Origin of the sequence: Streptomyces klenkii (assembly GCF_003626645.1) — a bacterium.
Lineage (GTDB): Bacteria > Actinomycetota > Actinomycetes > Streptomycetales > Streptomycetaceae > Streptomyces > Streptomyces klenkii.
The window spans coordinates 145314-160370 of the sequence record NZ_RBAM01000010.1 but is presented as its reverse complement, the minus strand read 5'-3'; the positions used below and the strand labels follow the sequence as shown (position 1 = coordinate 160370).

11 protein-coding genes are annotated in these 15057 nt (G+C 70.5%); 6 read left to right on the top strand and 5 right to left on the bottom strand.

The window, feature by feature from the left end:
• Positions 1-39: 39 nt before the first annotated feature.
• Together D7231_RS24185 and D7231_RS24180 are read right to left on the bottom strand one after the other, a co-directional pair.
• Positions 40-1329: an MFS transporter gene (locus D7231_RS24185; RefSeq protein ID WP_120757642.1), complete on the bottom strand. Its 1290-nt coding sequence runs from the start codon at positions 1327-1329 to the stop codon at positions 40-42.
• On the bottom strand, positions 1326-2924 hold the full coding sequence (locus D7231_RS24180; RefSeq protein ID WP_158673814.1) for an FAD/NAD(P)-binding protein: 1599 nt from the start codon (positions 2922-2924) through the stop codon (positions 1326-1328). Before D7231_RS24180 ends, D7231_RS24185 begins: the two co-directional genes overlap by 4 nt.
• Before the next feature lie 565 nt (positions 2925-3489).
• Here D7231_RS24180 and D7231_RS24175 point away from each other — a divergent pair.
• The 3 genes from D7231_RS24175 (at position 3490) to D7231_RS24165 (ending at position 5543) form a co-directional block, all read left to right on the top strand.
• On the top strand, positions 3490-3828 hold the full coding sequence (locus D7231_RS24175) for a thioredoxin family protein (RefSeq protein ID WP_120757640.1): 339 nt from the start codon (positions 3490-3492) through the stop codon (positions 3826-3828).
• A 449-nt stretch (positions 3829-4277) separates the two neighbouring features.
• On the top strand, positions 4278-5210 hold the full coding sequence (locus tag D7231_RS24170; RefSeq protein WP_120757639.1) for a CAP domain-containing protein: 933 nt from the start codon (positions 4278-4280) through the stop codon (positions 5208-5210).
• Between the two features lie 99 nt (positions 5211-5309).
• Positions 5310-5543, top strand: coding sequence for a hypothetical protein (locus D7231_RS24165; RefSeq protein ID WP_120757638.1), 234 nt, complete (start codon positions 5310-5312; stop codon positions 5541-5543).
• Positions 5544-5609: 66 nt separating this feature from the next.
• Here D7231_RS24165 and D7231_RS24160 read toward each other — a convergent pair whose 3' ends face one another.
• Both D7231_RS24160 and D7231_RS24155 read right to left on the bottom strand, forming a co-directional pair.
• Positions 5610-6413 (bottom strand): GNAT family N-acetyltransferase, encoded by an 804-nt coding sequence (locus D7231_RS24160; RefSeq protein WP_241999892.1) that lies wholly within the window; start codon positions 6411-6413, stop codon positions 5610-5612.
• 306 nt (positions 6414-6719) lie between these two features.
• Positions 6720-7439, bottom strand: coding sequence for a TetR/AcrR family transcriptional regulator (locus D7231_RS24155; RefSeq protein ID WP_120757637.1), 720 nt, complete (start codon positions 7437-7439; stop codon positions 6720-6722).
• Positions 7440-7497: 58 nt separating this feature from the next.
• Here D7231_RS24155 and D7231_RS24150 point away from each other — a divergent pair, with 58 nt between their 5' ends.
• The 3 genes from D7231_RS24150 to D7231_RS24140 all read left to right on the top strand — a co-directional run bounded on the left by D7231_RS24150 (position 7498) and on the right by D7231_RS24140 (position 10650).
• Positions 7498-8361, top strand: a complete 864-nt coding sequence (locus D7231_RS24150) for an SDR family NAD(P)-dependent oxidoreductase (protein WP_120757636.1) — start codon at positions 7498-7500, stop codon at positions 8359-8361.
• A gap of 336 nt (positions 8362-8697) precedes the next feature.
• A complete protein-coding gene (locus D7231_RS24145) occupies positions 8698-9189 on the top strand; it encodes a hypothetical protein (RefSeq protein WP_120757635.1) in 492 nt (163 codons plus the stop codon).
• A gap of 228 nt (positions 9190-9417) precedes the next feature.
• Positions 9418-10650: a protein-glutamine gamma-glutamyltransferase gene (locus D7231_RS24140; protein WP_120757634.1), complete on the top strand. Its 1233-nt coding sequence runs from the start codon at positions 9418-9420 to the stop codon at positions 10648-10650.
• Between the two features lie 155 nt (positions 10651-10805).
• On the opposite strand, the gene D7231_RS24135 is transcribed toward D7231_RS24140, so the two are convergent.
• Complete coding sequence (locus tag D7231_RS24135) at positions 10806-14828, bottom strand: DEAD/DEAH box helicase (protein ID WP_147449797.1); 4023 nt, start codon at positions 14826-14828, stop codon at positions 10806-10808.
• Positions 14829-15057: the final 229 nt, after the last annotated feature.

The following is a 15057-nucleotide window of genomic DNA, read 5'->3' as shown; positions in this document are numbered from 1 at the left end:
CCGGTCGGCCGCCGCCTTACGTGAGGCGGCGGCCGGCGATCAGGAGCTGTTCGACTTCACAGGCCCGGTGCTCACGGCGGTCAGAGCCTCCTGACCTGCCCGTGGCCGGCTTCGCAGTGCGAACAGGCAGAGCAGGAGCAGCGACAGGGCAGGCAGGGCGATCGCCAGAGCGAGCGCCGAAGCATCGGGAGACCCCGGGATGCCGGTCAGGGCGGTGTAACAGGCTCCCGATGCCATCTGGAGGAAGAAGAACAACCCCGAAGCGGCACCGGCGTACTCGCCCTCGTATCGCATCATCCCGGCCTGGCAGGTGGGGAACAGCGCTCCTACGCCGAGCATGCACACCGCCATCGGCAGGACGATGCTCAGAGTGCTGTGCGGCCACAGGCGCACCGTGGCCGGCATCAGCAGGGCGGCACCCGCCGCCACCGCGGCGGCGCTGCGCGCGACGAACTCCAGCGACCGCGTCCTGCCCAGCCGTTTCGCCGTGGTGCTGCCGGCCACGTAACCCGTGATCACCAGGGTGTACAGCGCTCCGTAGAGGGTGGGGGAGGCGCCCAGTTGCAGCTGGAGCAGGTCGCTGGAGTAGGTGGTGAAGGTGAAGTAGGTGCACCAGGCGAGGCTGATGGCACCGGCGAACACCGTGAAGTCGCGGTTGGCGAGGACCGTGCGGTACGCCCTGCCCAGCCCGGCGAGGCCTCCCGGCGGCCGCACGGGATCGGCGGCCGGGGCCCCTGAGGTTTCGGCGGCCGTGCCCGTGCCCGTGCCCGCCGGCAGGAACTTGGCGACCGCGCCGACGGTGACCGCTCCGAGCACGGCCATGAAGGCGAACAGCGCACGCCAGGACGTGTGTTCCACGACCAGGCCCGCCAGCGGCGGCGACGCGGCGGGGGTCACCGCGATCACGGTGGAGAGCGCGGTCAGCATGGGCAGTCGCTGCTCCTCGGGCAGCGCCCGCTGCACCCACAACCGGGAGATCACCGTGCCGGCACCGGCACCGAGCGCTTGCAGCACCCGGCCCGCTACGAAGACCTCGTACACGGGAGCCAGCAGACAGAGCACGGACGCGCCCGTGAACAGGACGAGCCCGGTCAGCTGGACGCGTCGGGAGCCGTAGCGGTCCGCCAGGTTGCCGGTGAGGATCATGCACACCGCGTACGCGGCCATGTAGCCGACCAGCGAGCTGCTGGTGCCGCCCGGCCCGACCCCGAACGACCTGCCGATGGCGGGCAGGGCGGGAACGTAGGCGGCGAGCGCCAGCTGAGGCACGAAGACCAGTGACATCAGGCAGACGGCCAGCCCCCGCGGAAGTGCGGGTGCCTGCTTCACGCGACGGCCCCCACCAGGAGGCGGTCCGGGGCCGGTACGAGCTGCCCCGCCACCTTGGCCGCCTGCCGCGCCACCAGTTCCATGGAACTCACGTGGAAGTGCTCCCCCGAAGCCAGGTCGCCGATCACGTAGAGCCGGGGGAACGCCGCTCCCGCGGAACCCCGCACCTGGTTGGTCTCCGGATCGACCCGGATGCCGCCCAGCGGGTGCGAGACGAAGGTGCCGTTGCGCACCAGCCGGGACGTCAACGAGGAGGCGGACGCGGCGGCTGTGTTGTTCGTACGTCCCACCGCGTTGACGACCGCGTCGTAGTGTTCGGTGCGCCCGTCGGCGAAGGTCGCGGTGAAGCGGCCACCCGCAGTCTGCGTGACGCTGGTGATGCCCTTCGCGAAGGCGAGCCGGCCCCCATCGTGGAGGCCGAGCAGCCGGTGCGCGTTGGTCACCGGCATCGGATTGCGCAGGCAGTTGTACGTCCGGTAGTGGTCCCGCAGGAACAGGCGCCGGCTCGCGTCCGGAAGGGACCGCCACAGCTCCGAGTAGAAGGGGGTGAGAGCACCCACGCAGCGCTGCGCGAGGCCGCCGGGCAGCGGGTTCTCCAGCCGGTGGCGCATCAGCTCGGGCGCGGACCAGGCGTCGGTGTACGGGAGGAGCGCCTCGCGGATGCTGGTTCCGCCCAGCCGGAGGGCGCTGTCGAGGAGCTCATGGATGCTGCGGAGGCTGACGCGGCCTTCAGCAAGTAACGTGCGTGCGCCTGCGATGAGTTCCGGCAGTTCTCCGGTGCCGAGGTCGGTGCGCACGTCCGGGATTCTTCCGGACCGCGAGGCGAGGGTGATCCGGCGCTCGCGCCCGGCGTCCGCCAGGACGACGGCCGCGTCGATCGCCGTCAGCCCGGCCCCCAGCACCAGTACCTCCGCGCTACGGTCCACCTGGCTCAGTGAGTTGACGAGAGGGTACGGCTGGGCGACGAATCCGGCGCTCCCGGTGAGCCCGTAGACATCGGACGGAGCGATGGCGCCGATCGCGAAGACCACCTCGTCGGCGACGAAGCGATCCCCGTCGGCGGTGGTCAGGACGTGGCTCTCGGTCCCCCCGTTCCCTCGGTTCCCTCCGGTGGCCCCGGTCTCCACGGTCAGGTCGATGACGGCCGACGGCACGAGCGTCACCTGCGACCCGAGCAGCCGCAGGTCCTCCCGCGACTGACGGAAGACGTTCTCCAGATACTGACCGAAGAGCGAGCGGGGGACGAAGTGCGAACGCGTCGTGGGCCGGGCTTCCGGGGCGCTGCCCGCGCTGTTCTCGCCGGCCTCGTTGTTATCGCTGCTTTCGCGGGCTGAGGGTTGCCGGTAGAGCCAGCGGCGGAACTGTCCCGGGTCTCCGTAGTCCACGGACATGGCGGAGTAGGGCCGGTTGAGCAAGGCGGTGTCGGCGTCCTCGGCATAGGCGATGCCGGGCCCGAAACTCTTCCCCGGTTCGAAGACGATGACATCTGCCGACGCCCCGGCCACGTCGCCCGACAGCCGTCGGGCGTATGCGGCGAGGAACGCGGTGCAGGCGGCACCGCCTCCCACGACGGCGATGGTGCGTTTCTTCAGCACGGCTACTCCGGTGTGTGGTGGACAAGGCCCGCGCTGCGGGCGGCCTCCGGCGGTCGGCTCCACCGGAGTTCCGGCATGCGTATCGAGCCGATCCCTCAACTTGCCTGCTGGGAACCGACGTCGAGTCCGGGCGGGTAAGGCTTACCTCACCAGTTCGGGACGAGGTTCCACAGTGATGGAGGCCATAATTCCCCCACCAGGATTCCCCGGCCTCGGTTCCGGTGCCCCACGGAGCCTGATCAGGCCGTCCACCAGGTGAAGGCCCGGCAAACGCGGGGCCTTCACTTGCTGTCCGGCGTGAGGTGAGGGTCAGTCCGCCAGGTCGTACCGCGGTGCGGCCTGACGTACGGTGTCCGGCTTGACCTCGCGCTGGCGCGCGGCGCGGCGTCGCACGTCGCTGTGGCCTCGCCGGCGGACCGGCTTACCCGATCGAGTGAAGCCATGCCTCACGGGTGATGATGGTGGTCAACACATCGGTACATCGATTGCAAGCCCAATCACAAGCCCAATCACAAGCCCAATCACAAGGCCAATCACAAGGCCAATCGCAAGGTCAGGAGCTCGGATGGCAAAGCTGGTCCACCAGCCACGGGAGGACGAGGAGTTCGATTTCATCCTCAGGGTGAGCCGTGCCCCGGTCCTCGCGTACTTTTCCGGGACGTGGCCGAAGGCGATCGAGGCATGCCGGGCCATGGACCTCGTGATGGGCGGGATCGCCGAGGAGTACGCGGGCCGCCTGACGGCCGTCAAGGCCGACATCACCCGCTGCCCGGCGGCGACCAAGCGGTACGGCGTCACCGGGGCCCCGTCCTTCGTCCTGCTCCGGGAGGGTGAGGTGGCGGCACGCGGTGCGGGGCCGATGACCCGGACCGAGTTCCAGGACTTCCTCGGCCCGTACGTGTGATCGATGGCCGCTCGTCCCCCAGGGAAGCGACGCGACCCCGATCGCTGTCTGCGCCGCCGTGGCCGTCGGGGGAGGTCAGCGACGCGGTACGCCGGATGTTCGCCAACGGGCCGTTGGACTCCTCCGAAGCCGACCGGGCCGGGCCCGGAGGGCGATTCAGCGGCACCCTTGCTCGCCCCCGGCGGCGCGATCCTGGCGGACGGAGGCGGCTGCCCGGGGCGGGGCATGGGCCGCTCTGCGGCGGCGGGACCAGGTCCTGCCGCGCTCGCTCCTCGACGCAGGCCCCACCAACCCTGTGGCCGGGCGGACGGCGCCCTCTAGCGGTCCGACACCGGTAGCCGAACGCGTGTCGACCGTTTGTTGAACGCCGGTTCCTAGCCTCCTCGAGTCAAACACCCCGGGCGCCCGCTGCGTCCCGGGGTCACTCGAAGGATGAGGAAACGGGACCCATGCAGGCGTCGACCAAGAAGTCACTCAACAAGTCGCTCAAGGCCTCCCACATATGGGGCGTCCTCGCCCTGGCCACGGTCGGCGTCACCGTCCTGCCGGCACCGGCGCAGGCGGCCGCGCAGGCCGGCCCTCTCGTCGGGCTCGCCGGCAAGTGCCTGGACGTCCGCGGCGGCGTCCGGGACAACGGCACCCCGGTCCAGCTCTACGGCTGCAACGGCACGGAGTCCCAGCAGTGGATGTACGTCGAGCAGCCCGGTGAGATCGGCGCCACGATGACCGCGTTCGGCAAGTGCCTGGACGTCGCCTCCAGCGGCACCGCCGACGGCACCCCCGTCCAGCTGTGGGACTGCAACGGCACCGCCGCCCAGAAGTGGGTCCGCTACCAGGGCGACGTCCTGGTCAACCCGCAGTCCAACAAGTGCCTGGACGTCCGCGGCGGCAACACCGGTGACGGCACCCCGGTGCAGATCTACGGCTGCAACTACACCGCGTCCCAGGTCTGGAAGTTCTCCGGCGGCGGCCAGAACCCGAATCCGAACCCGGACTCGAAGTCGCTGCAACGCCAGGTCTTCGACCTCGTCAACGACTACCGCGCGCAGCACGGCAAGGCCCGCCTGGAGTACGACCCCGTCGTCGAGCACGCCGCCCAGGACGCGGCCGACGAGCAGGCCCGGCGCCAGCAGCAGGGCCACTACATCGGCACGATGGACTCGCTCCACAAGTACGGCTACTCGCGCCCGTTCAGCGAGACCGCCGAGAACGCCGCGGGCGCCCGCGGCTTCTGGAAGGACGCCCCGTCGGTGGTCGACGCCTGGATCAAGGAGCCGCTGCACGAGCAGAACATCCTGAAAGACCAGCACAAGTACACCGGCGTCGGCGTGACGATCGACGCGAACGGCACGTACTGGTGGGCGCAGGACTTCGTCGGCTGACGGCTGTCCGTTATGCAGGGACGCGAACCTGGTCGACGCGCTCCGGGAGAGGAGCCGCCCAGGGCGGCCGTCTCCACGATCTGCACGTACGAGTCGCGGATGCGCAAGGTGCTGCACCGCGACTCGTCCGAGTCCGTGCTGGACTCGCTCGGCGACGGCTACCGGCTCCGGCCGCCCGACGACGCCGTCGACGCGGCGCGGCGAGCCGCCGGCCAGGCTGCCCGGCCCGTTCGCCGAACGGCACCGCGAGTGCTCGCCGCTCCGGAGGAGCGTCTCGCCCTCGCCCTGGACCTCGGCGGCTCGCTGTGCTGCCTACCTGTCCTCCGTCCGTGAGACCGCCCGGCTCATGGGCGACCTGGGCGCCTCCGCCGGGGGCGCTACGTCACGCTTCGGTAGTGGTCATTGCGAGGACCACCAGGTCGACGAGGTGGCGGCGGTGTAGCCCAGCGACTCGTACAGTGGCCGTCCGAGCCGTGAGGCAGTGAGTGTCACCGGAAGGTTCGCCATGGGCGCGAGCGAGCCGAGCATGACGGCCCGCCCGGCGCCGCGGGAGCGGTGCGCCGACGGCGTGCCGACCCAGTAGTGGCTGCCGTACCCGTCGTGGACGACGGTGACACCGGCTCCGACCGCCTCGCCGTCGAGGACGGCGAGAAAAACGTCCACGCCCGGCTGCTCGGTCAGCGTCGTGGGGAACAGCTCGCCGGGACGGTAGGGGGCGAATCTGGTCAGCTCGAAGCCCTCGATCACGATCTGCTCGGCAGCCCGCAGCTCGGGCGTCCCGTCGACTCGGACAACCTCCATCGCGGGGGCGGGGACAGGACCGGGCGGGCGCACCATGATCGGCATCTGCCAGTTGCGCATGCCCAGGTGACTCAGGTCGGTGGAACTGAACGGATCTTCAACGTCCACCGGTCCGGTCGATCGGCCGGTCAACTCGGTCAGCTCGGCGAGCTCGTCCGCGTCGGAGTCGGGCTCCTGCAACAAGACGCGTGTCCCGGCGCGCTCACCGCCGAGCACGGCGAGGAAGCTGCGTCGGCGGATCACCTCGTGGCCGCGGGAGTTGCCGATTGCGGTCCAGAACGCGGCGGAGTTGCGGGCCTGGCGTATCACCGCATCGTCGAAGGCCGCGGGGTGATCGGGATGGTCCTGCCTGCTCCGATCCTCGACACGAGCGTCGGGGGTGGTCTGCCAAGTGTTGGCCACGGATGGCTCCTGTTCAGTTTCAGTCACTGTGCGGTGATCCAGGCGAAGGGGTAGACAGGGCCCAAGTAGATGCCGACTCGGGCCCTCGTCATGTCTCCAACCTGACGACGTAATGTCGCTGATAGCCGGGCCGATCTCAACTGGGATTACTGAGCCGTTCGCCCTATGAGTTCTCGACGGCCAGTACAACAAGCGCCGTCGCCGCGGAGCTTCCAAGGGCCGTCCACTGGCGCGCGGAGGTGCTGGGGTATCGCGCGAGCTCTGTCGAGATCACCCAGGAACGCCCGGCTTGAGTGACGCCCCCGCCTACTCCGCGGCGCTGTCGGCGCTGTAGCCCCGCAGCAGTGCGCTCAGGATGCCCGTCAGCCGGGGGGCGACGTCGACGACGGCGTGAGCGAGGTCCGGGTCCGACTCGTAGAGGCGGCGCAGTTCGGTTCCCGGGGCGGCCATCTGCCACAGGGCTCCTGCCATCGCCGTGGCCGTGGCGACGACGTCACCGGCCTGCGCCGGGCTCAGCGCGGCCACGCGGCGCAGCGCCTCACCCACGGCCGCGACCTCGGCGATGGCGATCAGCTTGAAGGACCGGACGCTCTCCAGAGAGACGTTGCGCTCCAGGGTCATCGGCGTGTGGGCGAGCAGGTCGCAGAACAGGGGTCGCCCGACCAGCGACTCGGCCAGCAGGCCGGCGGCCGCGTGCAGGCGAGGCTCCCGGTCCGCGCTGTTCGCGGCATGCGCGGAGTCCTCGTCATCCGCGCCGGGCGAGATGCCGGCGAGCTGCTCGCGTACCGCCTGCGACCACTCCACCCACCCGGCGCCGGCCAGGCGGAGGAAGATCTCTTCCCGGGTCTCGAAGTAGCGGAGCATCGCCGACTTGTGCATGCCGACCTCTGCCGCGATGTCGGTCAAGGTCACCGATCGGATGCCGTTCGCCGTGGCCAGGCGGGTGGCCGCGGCGAGGATCGCGGCTTCACGGGCGCGCTTGGCCTCGGGGCTCCGGGCTCTCGTGGGCTGACTGCGGCTGGCCATGCGGACATCCTAACGCAACGAGGTTGCGCTATTAACGCAACGGTGTTTTGCTATCTGTATGGCACCCCAGACGTGGTTCATCACCGGTTCCTCCCGCGGCTTCGGCCGCTCCCTCGCGGTCGCCGCCCTGGAAGCGGGTGACCGGGTCGCCGCCACTGCGCGCAGGCCGGAACAGCTCGCCGACCTGGTCGAGCGGTTCGGCGGCCGGGTCCTCCCGGTCGCGCTCGACGTGACCGACGCCGAAGCGGCCAGGGCCGCACTCGACGCCGCCCGTGACCGCTTCGGCCGCATCGACGTGGTCGTCAACAACGCCGGCTATGCGAACGTCGCCCCGGTCGAGACGGCTCCGGAGGACGATTTCCGTCGCCAGTTCGAGACGAACTTCTGGGGCGTGTACAACGTCTCCAAGGCGGCACTGCCCCTGCTGAAGGCCCAGGGCGGCGGCATCGTCGTCCAGTTCTCCTCAATCGGCGGCCGGGTGGGCGGCAGCGCAGGCCTGGGCTCCTACCAGGCCGCCAAATTCGCCATCGACGGCCTCACTCGTGTGCTCGCCACCGAGACCGCGCCGTTCGGCATCCGCTACCTGGTCGTCGAGCCCAGCGGCTTCGCCACCGACTGGGCCGGAGCCTCCATGGGTGTCCAGGACGTCCCGCCGGAGTACCAGGCGACCGTCGGCGCCTTCAACGACCGGGCCCGCGGCAGCCGCACCGCCGGTGACCCGGACCGCGCCGCCGGCATCCTCGTACGCATGGTCAAGCGCGACCATCTCCCCACCCACCTGCCCCTGGGTGCGAACGCGGCCCGGATGGCTCTCGCCTACTCGCGGCAGCAGATCGCCGAGGCCGAAGCCTGGCAGGCCGTCTCCCTCTCCGCCGACTTCGGTGCGCAGTACCCCGTAGAGCTCCCGGCGGACACCGAGTAGACCGGCCGCATCACGCAGGGGGAACCGTCGTTGCGCCGGCACTCTCGATGACGCTTCTTGCCGGCCCCGCGTCGGCCGATGGCCCCGCTACCCGACAGGCGGCCACAAGGTTGTGGAGGCCATGGGACCCCGTGGGCTTCCACGGCTCCTTACGCAGCAGGTCAGTCGCCCGACGCCGTTGGCCGGAACGGCACTCTGGGCCGGATCTGATGCGTGGCCAAATACCGCCTTAGTGGCGGATTGGCCGGTTTTGAAGCCGTGATGTTGCGGGGGAGTTAACACGAAGGACATGATCACTGCTCGTATCGACCCGATCACTCATCCGGGAGACGAGAAGTGATACGCAGAACCGTTCTCCGCACCCTCGCCACCGCCGCCGTGACCGCGGCCCTCGCCCTGCCCCTCACCCAGGGGGCCCAGGCGGCCACCCCGGACACGACCGCCCCTGCGGCCGCCACCACCCCCGCCCCGATCAAGGCGGACGACGGCAACCCCTTCCGCTGGATGGAACTGGACGGCCTGCGGGCCGACTTCCGGTTCATGTGTCCCGCGGGCCACTGTGTGGGCTTCTGGTCCCTGGTCCTGACGGACGACGTCGCGCGGCAGAAGTTCGAGGGCGGCAAGTTCTTCGTCTACGCCCCGGCTACGCGTGAGTTCAGCTTCTTCCTCGACACGGACATCGCCGTACGCACGGTCGCCCACCCCGGCCAGGTCCGACTGGTCGACACCGAGTTCATGCGCTCCCACCCGCGCGTCGAGGTCCGCTACGGCGACCCCGACCACCCGGGCCGGGCCCGCGTCGTCGCCTCGGCGACGACCCTGATGTAGCGAGCCACCGGCCCCGCCCTGCCCGGCCGATCAGCTCACACGCCGGGCCGGCGACCGAGTCGCGTTGGCCCCCGCCCGGTGGCCACCACGGTCACGACCGGCGATGAGCGCGCCGCAGGACGGCGCGGCCAAGCCCCTGAGCGGCAGCTCGCCGCAAACCCCTCCATCGCGTCGTGCTCTCGCATGCCCTCGTTTCACGACCTTTCAACAAGGGAGTTGTTGATTTCCATGCGCAAACATCGGAGATTCCTCGCCTTCGCCACCGTGGGTGCAGTCGTATGCACCGCCGGTCTCATCCCGTCGGTCAGCCAGGCCGCCGACAGCGGCGACAAGGATGAGAAGGGGTCCTACGCCGCAACACACGGTCTGACGGCGAACGACGTCAAGAACATCAACGCGCTCAACGAAAGCGCTCTGACTCCGGGGCAACCGCCGAGCGCCGGCTCCTTCTCCCGGACCCCCGACTCCGTCGACGACAGGGAAACCCCTCCCGCCGAGCCGCTCGACAGGATGCCTGACGCGTACCGGGCCTACGGAGGCAGGGCCACCACGGTCGTCAACAACTACATACGCAAGTGGCAGCAGGAATACAGCCACCGCGACGGCAAGAAGCAGCAAATGACCGAAGAGCAGCGAGAGAAGCTGTCCTACGGTTGCGTCGGCGTCACCTGGGCCAACTCGGGCCCCTACCCGACGAACAAGCTGGCGTTCGCGTACTTCGACGAGAACAAGTACAACAACGACCTCAAGAACACCAGCCCACGACCCGACGAGACGCGGGCGGAGTTCGAGGGCCGCATCGCCAAGGACAGCTTCGACGAGGGGAAGGGCTTCAAGCGGGCGCGTGACGTGGCGTCCCTCATGAACAAGGCCCTGGAAAACGCCCACGACGAGGGGACGTACATCGACAACCTCAAGACAGAGCTCACGAACAACAATGACGCTCTGCTCCAGGAGGACACCCGCTCGAACTTCTACTCGGCGCTGCGCAACACACCGGCCTTCAAAGAGCGGGACGGAGGCAACTACGACCCGTCCAAGATGAAGGCGGTGATCTACTCGAAGCACTTCTGGAGCGGACAGAACCAGCGGGGCCTCTCTGACAAGAGGAAGTACGGCGACCCGGAAGCCTTCCGTCCCGACCAGGGTACCGGCCTGGTCGACATGTCGAAGGACAGGAGCATCCCGCGCAGCCCCGCCCGCCCTGGCGAAAGCTGGGTCAATTTCGACTACGGCTGGTTCGGGGCTCAGACCGAAGCGGATGCCGACAAGACGATATGGACCCACGGCAACCACTACCACGCGCCCAACAGCGACCTGGGCCCCATGCACGTATACGAGAGCAAGTTCCGGAACTGGTCAGCCGGGTACGCGGACTTCGACCGCGGAACCTACATGATCACGTTCATCCCCAAGAGCTGGAACACCGCTCCCGCCAAGGTGAAGCAGGGCTGGCCGTGACAGGCCGGTACTGCGGCCACTGCTGACTCCTGCCCGGTCGGTCCACGCCTCCCGGCGTGGACCGCCGGTGCCGGCACATCGCAGGCGTTCACCCCGCCGGACTCCACCTCGCAGGCGGCTTCCTTCGGTCAGCACGCTGATCCGAAGGAAGCCGCCTAGTCCTGGTCATCGGCCGTCGGCGGCCAGGTTGTGCGGTCACGCAGGTGGTTGAATTCCACCAGTTCGCGGGCGAGGACGTCGAAATGGGGGAGCGGGGCCCACAAGCTGCGCTCACCGATGACGTAGAGGCGGCGCTTGGCACGGCTCGCGGCGACGTTGAGCAGATGAGGGGTGCGGGCCGCCCACTCGCGGGCTCCGGGGCGGCCGCCGCCGAGTACGAGGATGACGACGTCGGCCTCCTTGCCTTGTGCTCGGTGGACGGTGGCGCAGCGTTCGTCGAGGAGTTCAACGGTCCAGCCCTCACGGCCGCGGCAGACCTTCTTGCACTCGGCGACGAGGGCCCGGAACGGGGCGATGACGCGTACGCGCTCGACGCCCACGCCGTGCCGGTCCAAGAGGCCGAGGACGAACTCGAAGGCACGGCGGTCGCGTTCGCCCCACGGTGCGTCGGCCGGGCGGGCGGGGTCGTCGGTGTTGAGCCAGCGGCTGGGCAGCAGCCCGTCCCGTCCCCCGTCGGGGAACGCCTGTTGCGCGGTGCCGTAGACCATGAGGCCGTCGTACGCGACCTCATTGCTGACGGTGAACATCGGTTCTTCGCAGCGGCGGTGGACTCGCAGCGGTGAACCCACCCAGACGTGCTCGTCGTCCCCGTCCGGGGCCGGCAGGTAGGTGCCGTACCGGTTGGACCGGTCGGCCACGGCCTGCGCCGAGGTGGCCGAGGGCAGCCACCGCTCGTCGACGCCGTAGGCGCGCAGCAGCCGGCGTTGCAGAGCGGTGGGCATGGTGACGACGGGCTCGAGCTGGAGAGGATCGCCGACCAGTACGGCACGGCGGGCGCGCCACAGTGCGCCCACGGCGGCCTGCGGGGTGGCCTGCCCGGCCTCGTCCACGAGCAGCCAGCCGATCGACTCCCGGCCGAGGCGCGCGAACATGCTGCCGACGGAGGAGAACGTGGTGGAGACGACGGGCACCATGAGGAACAGGGTCTGCCAGGCACGCTCGACCTCTTCGTCGGGCAGCGGCCCACTGGTTCCCGCCATCAGCTCCATCAGGACCTGGAGATTGCCGCGGACCCTCTTCGCAGCCCCGGCCACGAAGGCGCGGTGCAGGTCGAGGGCGCGCAGGAACAGGTCGCTGCGCGCGGTGGACCACGCCTCGTCGGACCAGGGGGAGCCGAGTTCCTGGTCGGCTTCGTCGAGGTGGAGCCAGTTGAGCGGCAGTGAAGGCAGAGTCCGAGCCGCGTGTTGCAGTTCGTGGTGGCGTTCGTTGAGCTCGGTCACGGCGGCCCGCAGGTCGTGGCGGGCCGCGTCAGCGGCCTGCCGGGCCCGCCGCAGTGCGGTGTCCGCCGCAGCCTGCCGGGCGCGCGTGGTCTGTTCGTGCGCGAGGGCGGTGGTGAGGCCGGCGGCGGCCTCGTCGACGGCGGTGGCGGACCGGGAGTTCCGGTCCTCGGCCAGGGATTCGGCGCGTACGGCTGCGGCGACCCGCTCCAGGGAGTCGTCGAGGGCGGCGCGCTGCTGGACGAGCAGTTGCGCGTTCTCGGCCCGGGCACGCTCTTGCTGCTCTTCGGCGGCCTGCCGGTCGGCGGAGCTCTGGAACAGGTGCCGTAGTCCGCCGCGCAGGCCCCGCCGGACGGCAGGTGGTGCGTCCTGACGGGCGGTGAGCACCGTGACGTACTCGCGGTGGTGCGCGGCCAGCTCACGAGCGGCCGACAGGTCCGCACGGGCGGCGGCAAGCTCCTGCTGGGCTCGTGGTACGCGCTCGGCGGCCGCCCGGTGTCCGGCCTCGGCCGCCGCGGTGGCACTCCGGGCTTCGCCGGTGGAGACGGTGGCCCGTTCCAGGGCGGACACCGCGGCGGTGACCTGCTGGTCTGCGCGGAACACGGCGGCTTCCAGGTCCGCGATCCGCTGCCCGGCCGACGGGGACTCGACGGCTGCCAGCGCCGAGGCCAGCCGGGCACGCTCGGCACGCAGGCGCTCGACCTCGGCCCGGGCGGTGCGGAACGCGGCGACGGCGGCGGTCCACGACGGCACGGGCTCGGCGGGGCCGGACGCCGGGTTTTGGCCCGCTGCGTTCCGGTTCGCCGCGTCCCTGCCCGCCGCGTCCCGGCTCGCCGGAGCGGCGGGGCGCCGGCCGCCGGGCGGAGTCCTCGGCGGGATCCAGTCACTCAGGACAGCCTGCATGCCGCGCAGCGGTGGCAGTCCTGCTGCGGACCGGGCCTCGGCCTCCTTCTCCGGCAGCCGGCCCCACCAGAACCGGTCGCCGAACTCCTTGCGGTTGGTCTTGTTCCCGAGCACCGCCGCGACCAGGCCCCACGCTTGGCCGCCGAGGAGGGCGGAGGCGAGGTCGGAGAAATGATCGGGGCCGCCGTGCCAGTGCTCACCGAGCGCGCCGATACCGGGCAGCTCGGCAGTGACGTTCTCGACCGCGCCGTTGTTGGAGGAGGCGACCACGATCTCGAACCCGGTCAGCCGAGGGTCGAGCCGCGACACGAATCGCGCGTGCTTGCCCTGCCGGTCCTTGCCTCGCCACGCCGGACCGGTAAATGCCTGTCCGGGCCGGTCGAACGTCGCCAGCACCGCCGCCCGCTCGACCACCAGCGCGGCGACCAGGTCGCGCAACATCGTCGTCTTGCCCGTGCCGGGCGGCCCGTTCACGGAGAACATCCCGCCTTCGGTGCCCGCGCGGTCGGCGAGCATCCGGTCGACCGCGAACTGCTGGCTCAGCGCGAGCGGGTACCGTGCCGGCGCGGGCCACCGCCCCGGCGGAACCAGCTCCGGACTCACCCCGGCCAGGACGACTCCGCGCTCCCGGCGCACATCCGTCCGCATCCCCACGGCAATGGCATCGTGCTCGGTCAGGTACGCGTCCAGTGCCGGGCCGATCCCTTTACCGAGGGCCCCGGCCACCCGGGCGAGATCGGGAGGCAACAGGCTGTTCAGGAAAGGCGCCGCGGCGGCGACCTTCGCCTGCGGGTCCCGAGGCCGGTGGACCAGCCTGCTCCGCACCCGGATCACCTGGGGTCGCAGATGGTCCTGCACCCCGCACAGGTCGGCGATCTGCGCGGTCAGGGCGACGAGATCGGCGAACGTGAGCGCGCGGGGACCAGAGCCATCCCTGGACGCCTCCGGCATGTCCGCAGGGTCGGCCGGAGCCCGCTCGGGAACACTCCTGCCATCCTCCGGATGCCCGGACTCGACTTGGTCCTCGGCAGGCCGGCGGGCCGCTGCCCAGTCGGCGGCGCGGCGCACCAGGGGTTCAGCCGCGCCCTGGAGGACGGCGCCGACGACGTCGCCGAACAGGGCCCCGACCGCGCCGACGGCGGCCTCGCCCAGGATCTCGCCGAGCAGTCGCTGCCAGCTCACACGGCCGGCCCCGGCCGCGGTTCCCGGCCTGCTGCCGGAGCCGGGCCGCTGCCCGTACGCCGCGCCGGGGGCCGAGGCGGTGGAGCCGTAGGGAATCGCGGTGGCCGTCAGCTCGTCGATCGCCGTGCCGAACGCGTCGTCGAGGTCCTCGAAGCCGTCCAGCCAGCCCGGCGCGGACGGTCCCGGATCGAAGAGGCGGCCGGTCGCCCAGGCGCAGGCGGAGATCACGGACGTGTCCTCGACCGGTCGCCCCTCATCGTCCAGGACCAGGGCGAACATCGCGCTCTGGCCCGGCAGCGTCAGCTCGGACTGCGGCACACCGGGATCCGGATCGGTCCCCGCGGGCAACACCGCGATCATCGCCTGACGGAGCAGCTCCAGATCGAAGACCCCGCAGTAGATCTCGTGCCGCCACATCCGGCCGTACGGCGCCCGGCGCGCGCCCGTCTCCGGATGGTCGGCATCCCACGGCAGGTGCGGCGGTATCCGTCCCGGCAGCGGCGTCAGGTCGACGACGTACTCGTCCCTCGGGCCGGACCGCGCGGCGGAGCGCCGCCGGGGCAACGCCGGGATGCCCGGCGGACCGAACAGCTCGATGGCGCGCCAGCACTCCAGCAATGCTTCCCGGCGGCGGTCCTGCCCCTGTCCGCTCCGCACCCCCCGGCCCCCTGTCCCACACGCGGCACCCGGCCGCTCCCCTTGCCGATCAGCAGTCCGTCGAATCTACCGGACCTCCATCAGGCCGGGTCCCGGCGAGCTGGGATACAGCTCGGCGACAAGTGCAAGTACAAGTACAAGTACAAGTACAAGTACAAGTACAAGTACGAGTACGTGTGTCGGACGCGCCGCGGTAATCGATTGCCGGGAGTGGATGGTCGCGTCCCGA

Coding starts and splice junctions, on each gene's coding strand:
- D7231_RS24175 (WP_120757640.1), top strand. CDS start 3,490: ATGGCAAAGCTGGTCCACCAGCCACGGGAGGACGAGGAGTTCGATTTC.
- D7231_RS24155 (WP_120757637.1), bottom strand. CDS start 7,439: ATGGCCAGCCGCAGTCAGCCCACGAGAGCCCGGAGCCCCGAGGCCAAG.
- D7231_RS24170 (WP_120757639.1), top strand. CDS start 4,278: ATGCAGGCGTCGACCAAGAAGTCACTCAACAAGTCGCTCAAGGCCTCC.
- D7231_RS24165 (WP_120757638.1), top strand. CDS start 5,310: ATGCGCAAGGTGCTGCACCGCGACTCGTCCGAGTCCGTGCTGGACTCG.
- D7231_RS24140 (WP_120757634.1), top strand. CDS start 9,418: ATGCGCAAACATCGGAGATTCCTCGCCTTCGCCACCGTGGGTGCAGTC.
- D7231_RS24150 (WP_120757636.1), top strand. CDS start 7,498: ATGGCACCCCAGACGTGGTTCATCACCGGTTCCTCCCGCGGCTTCGGC.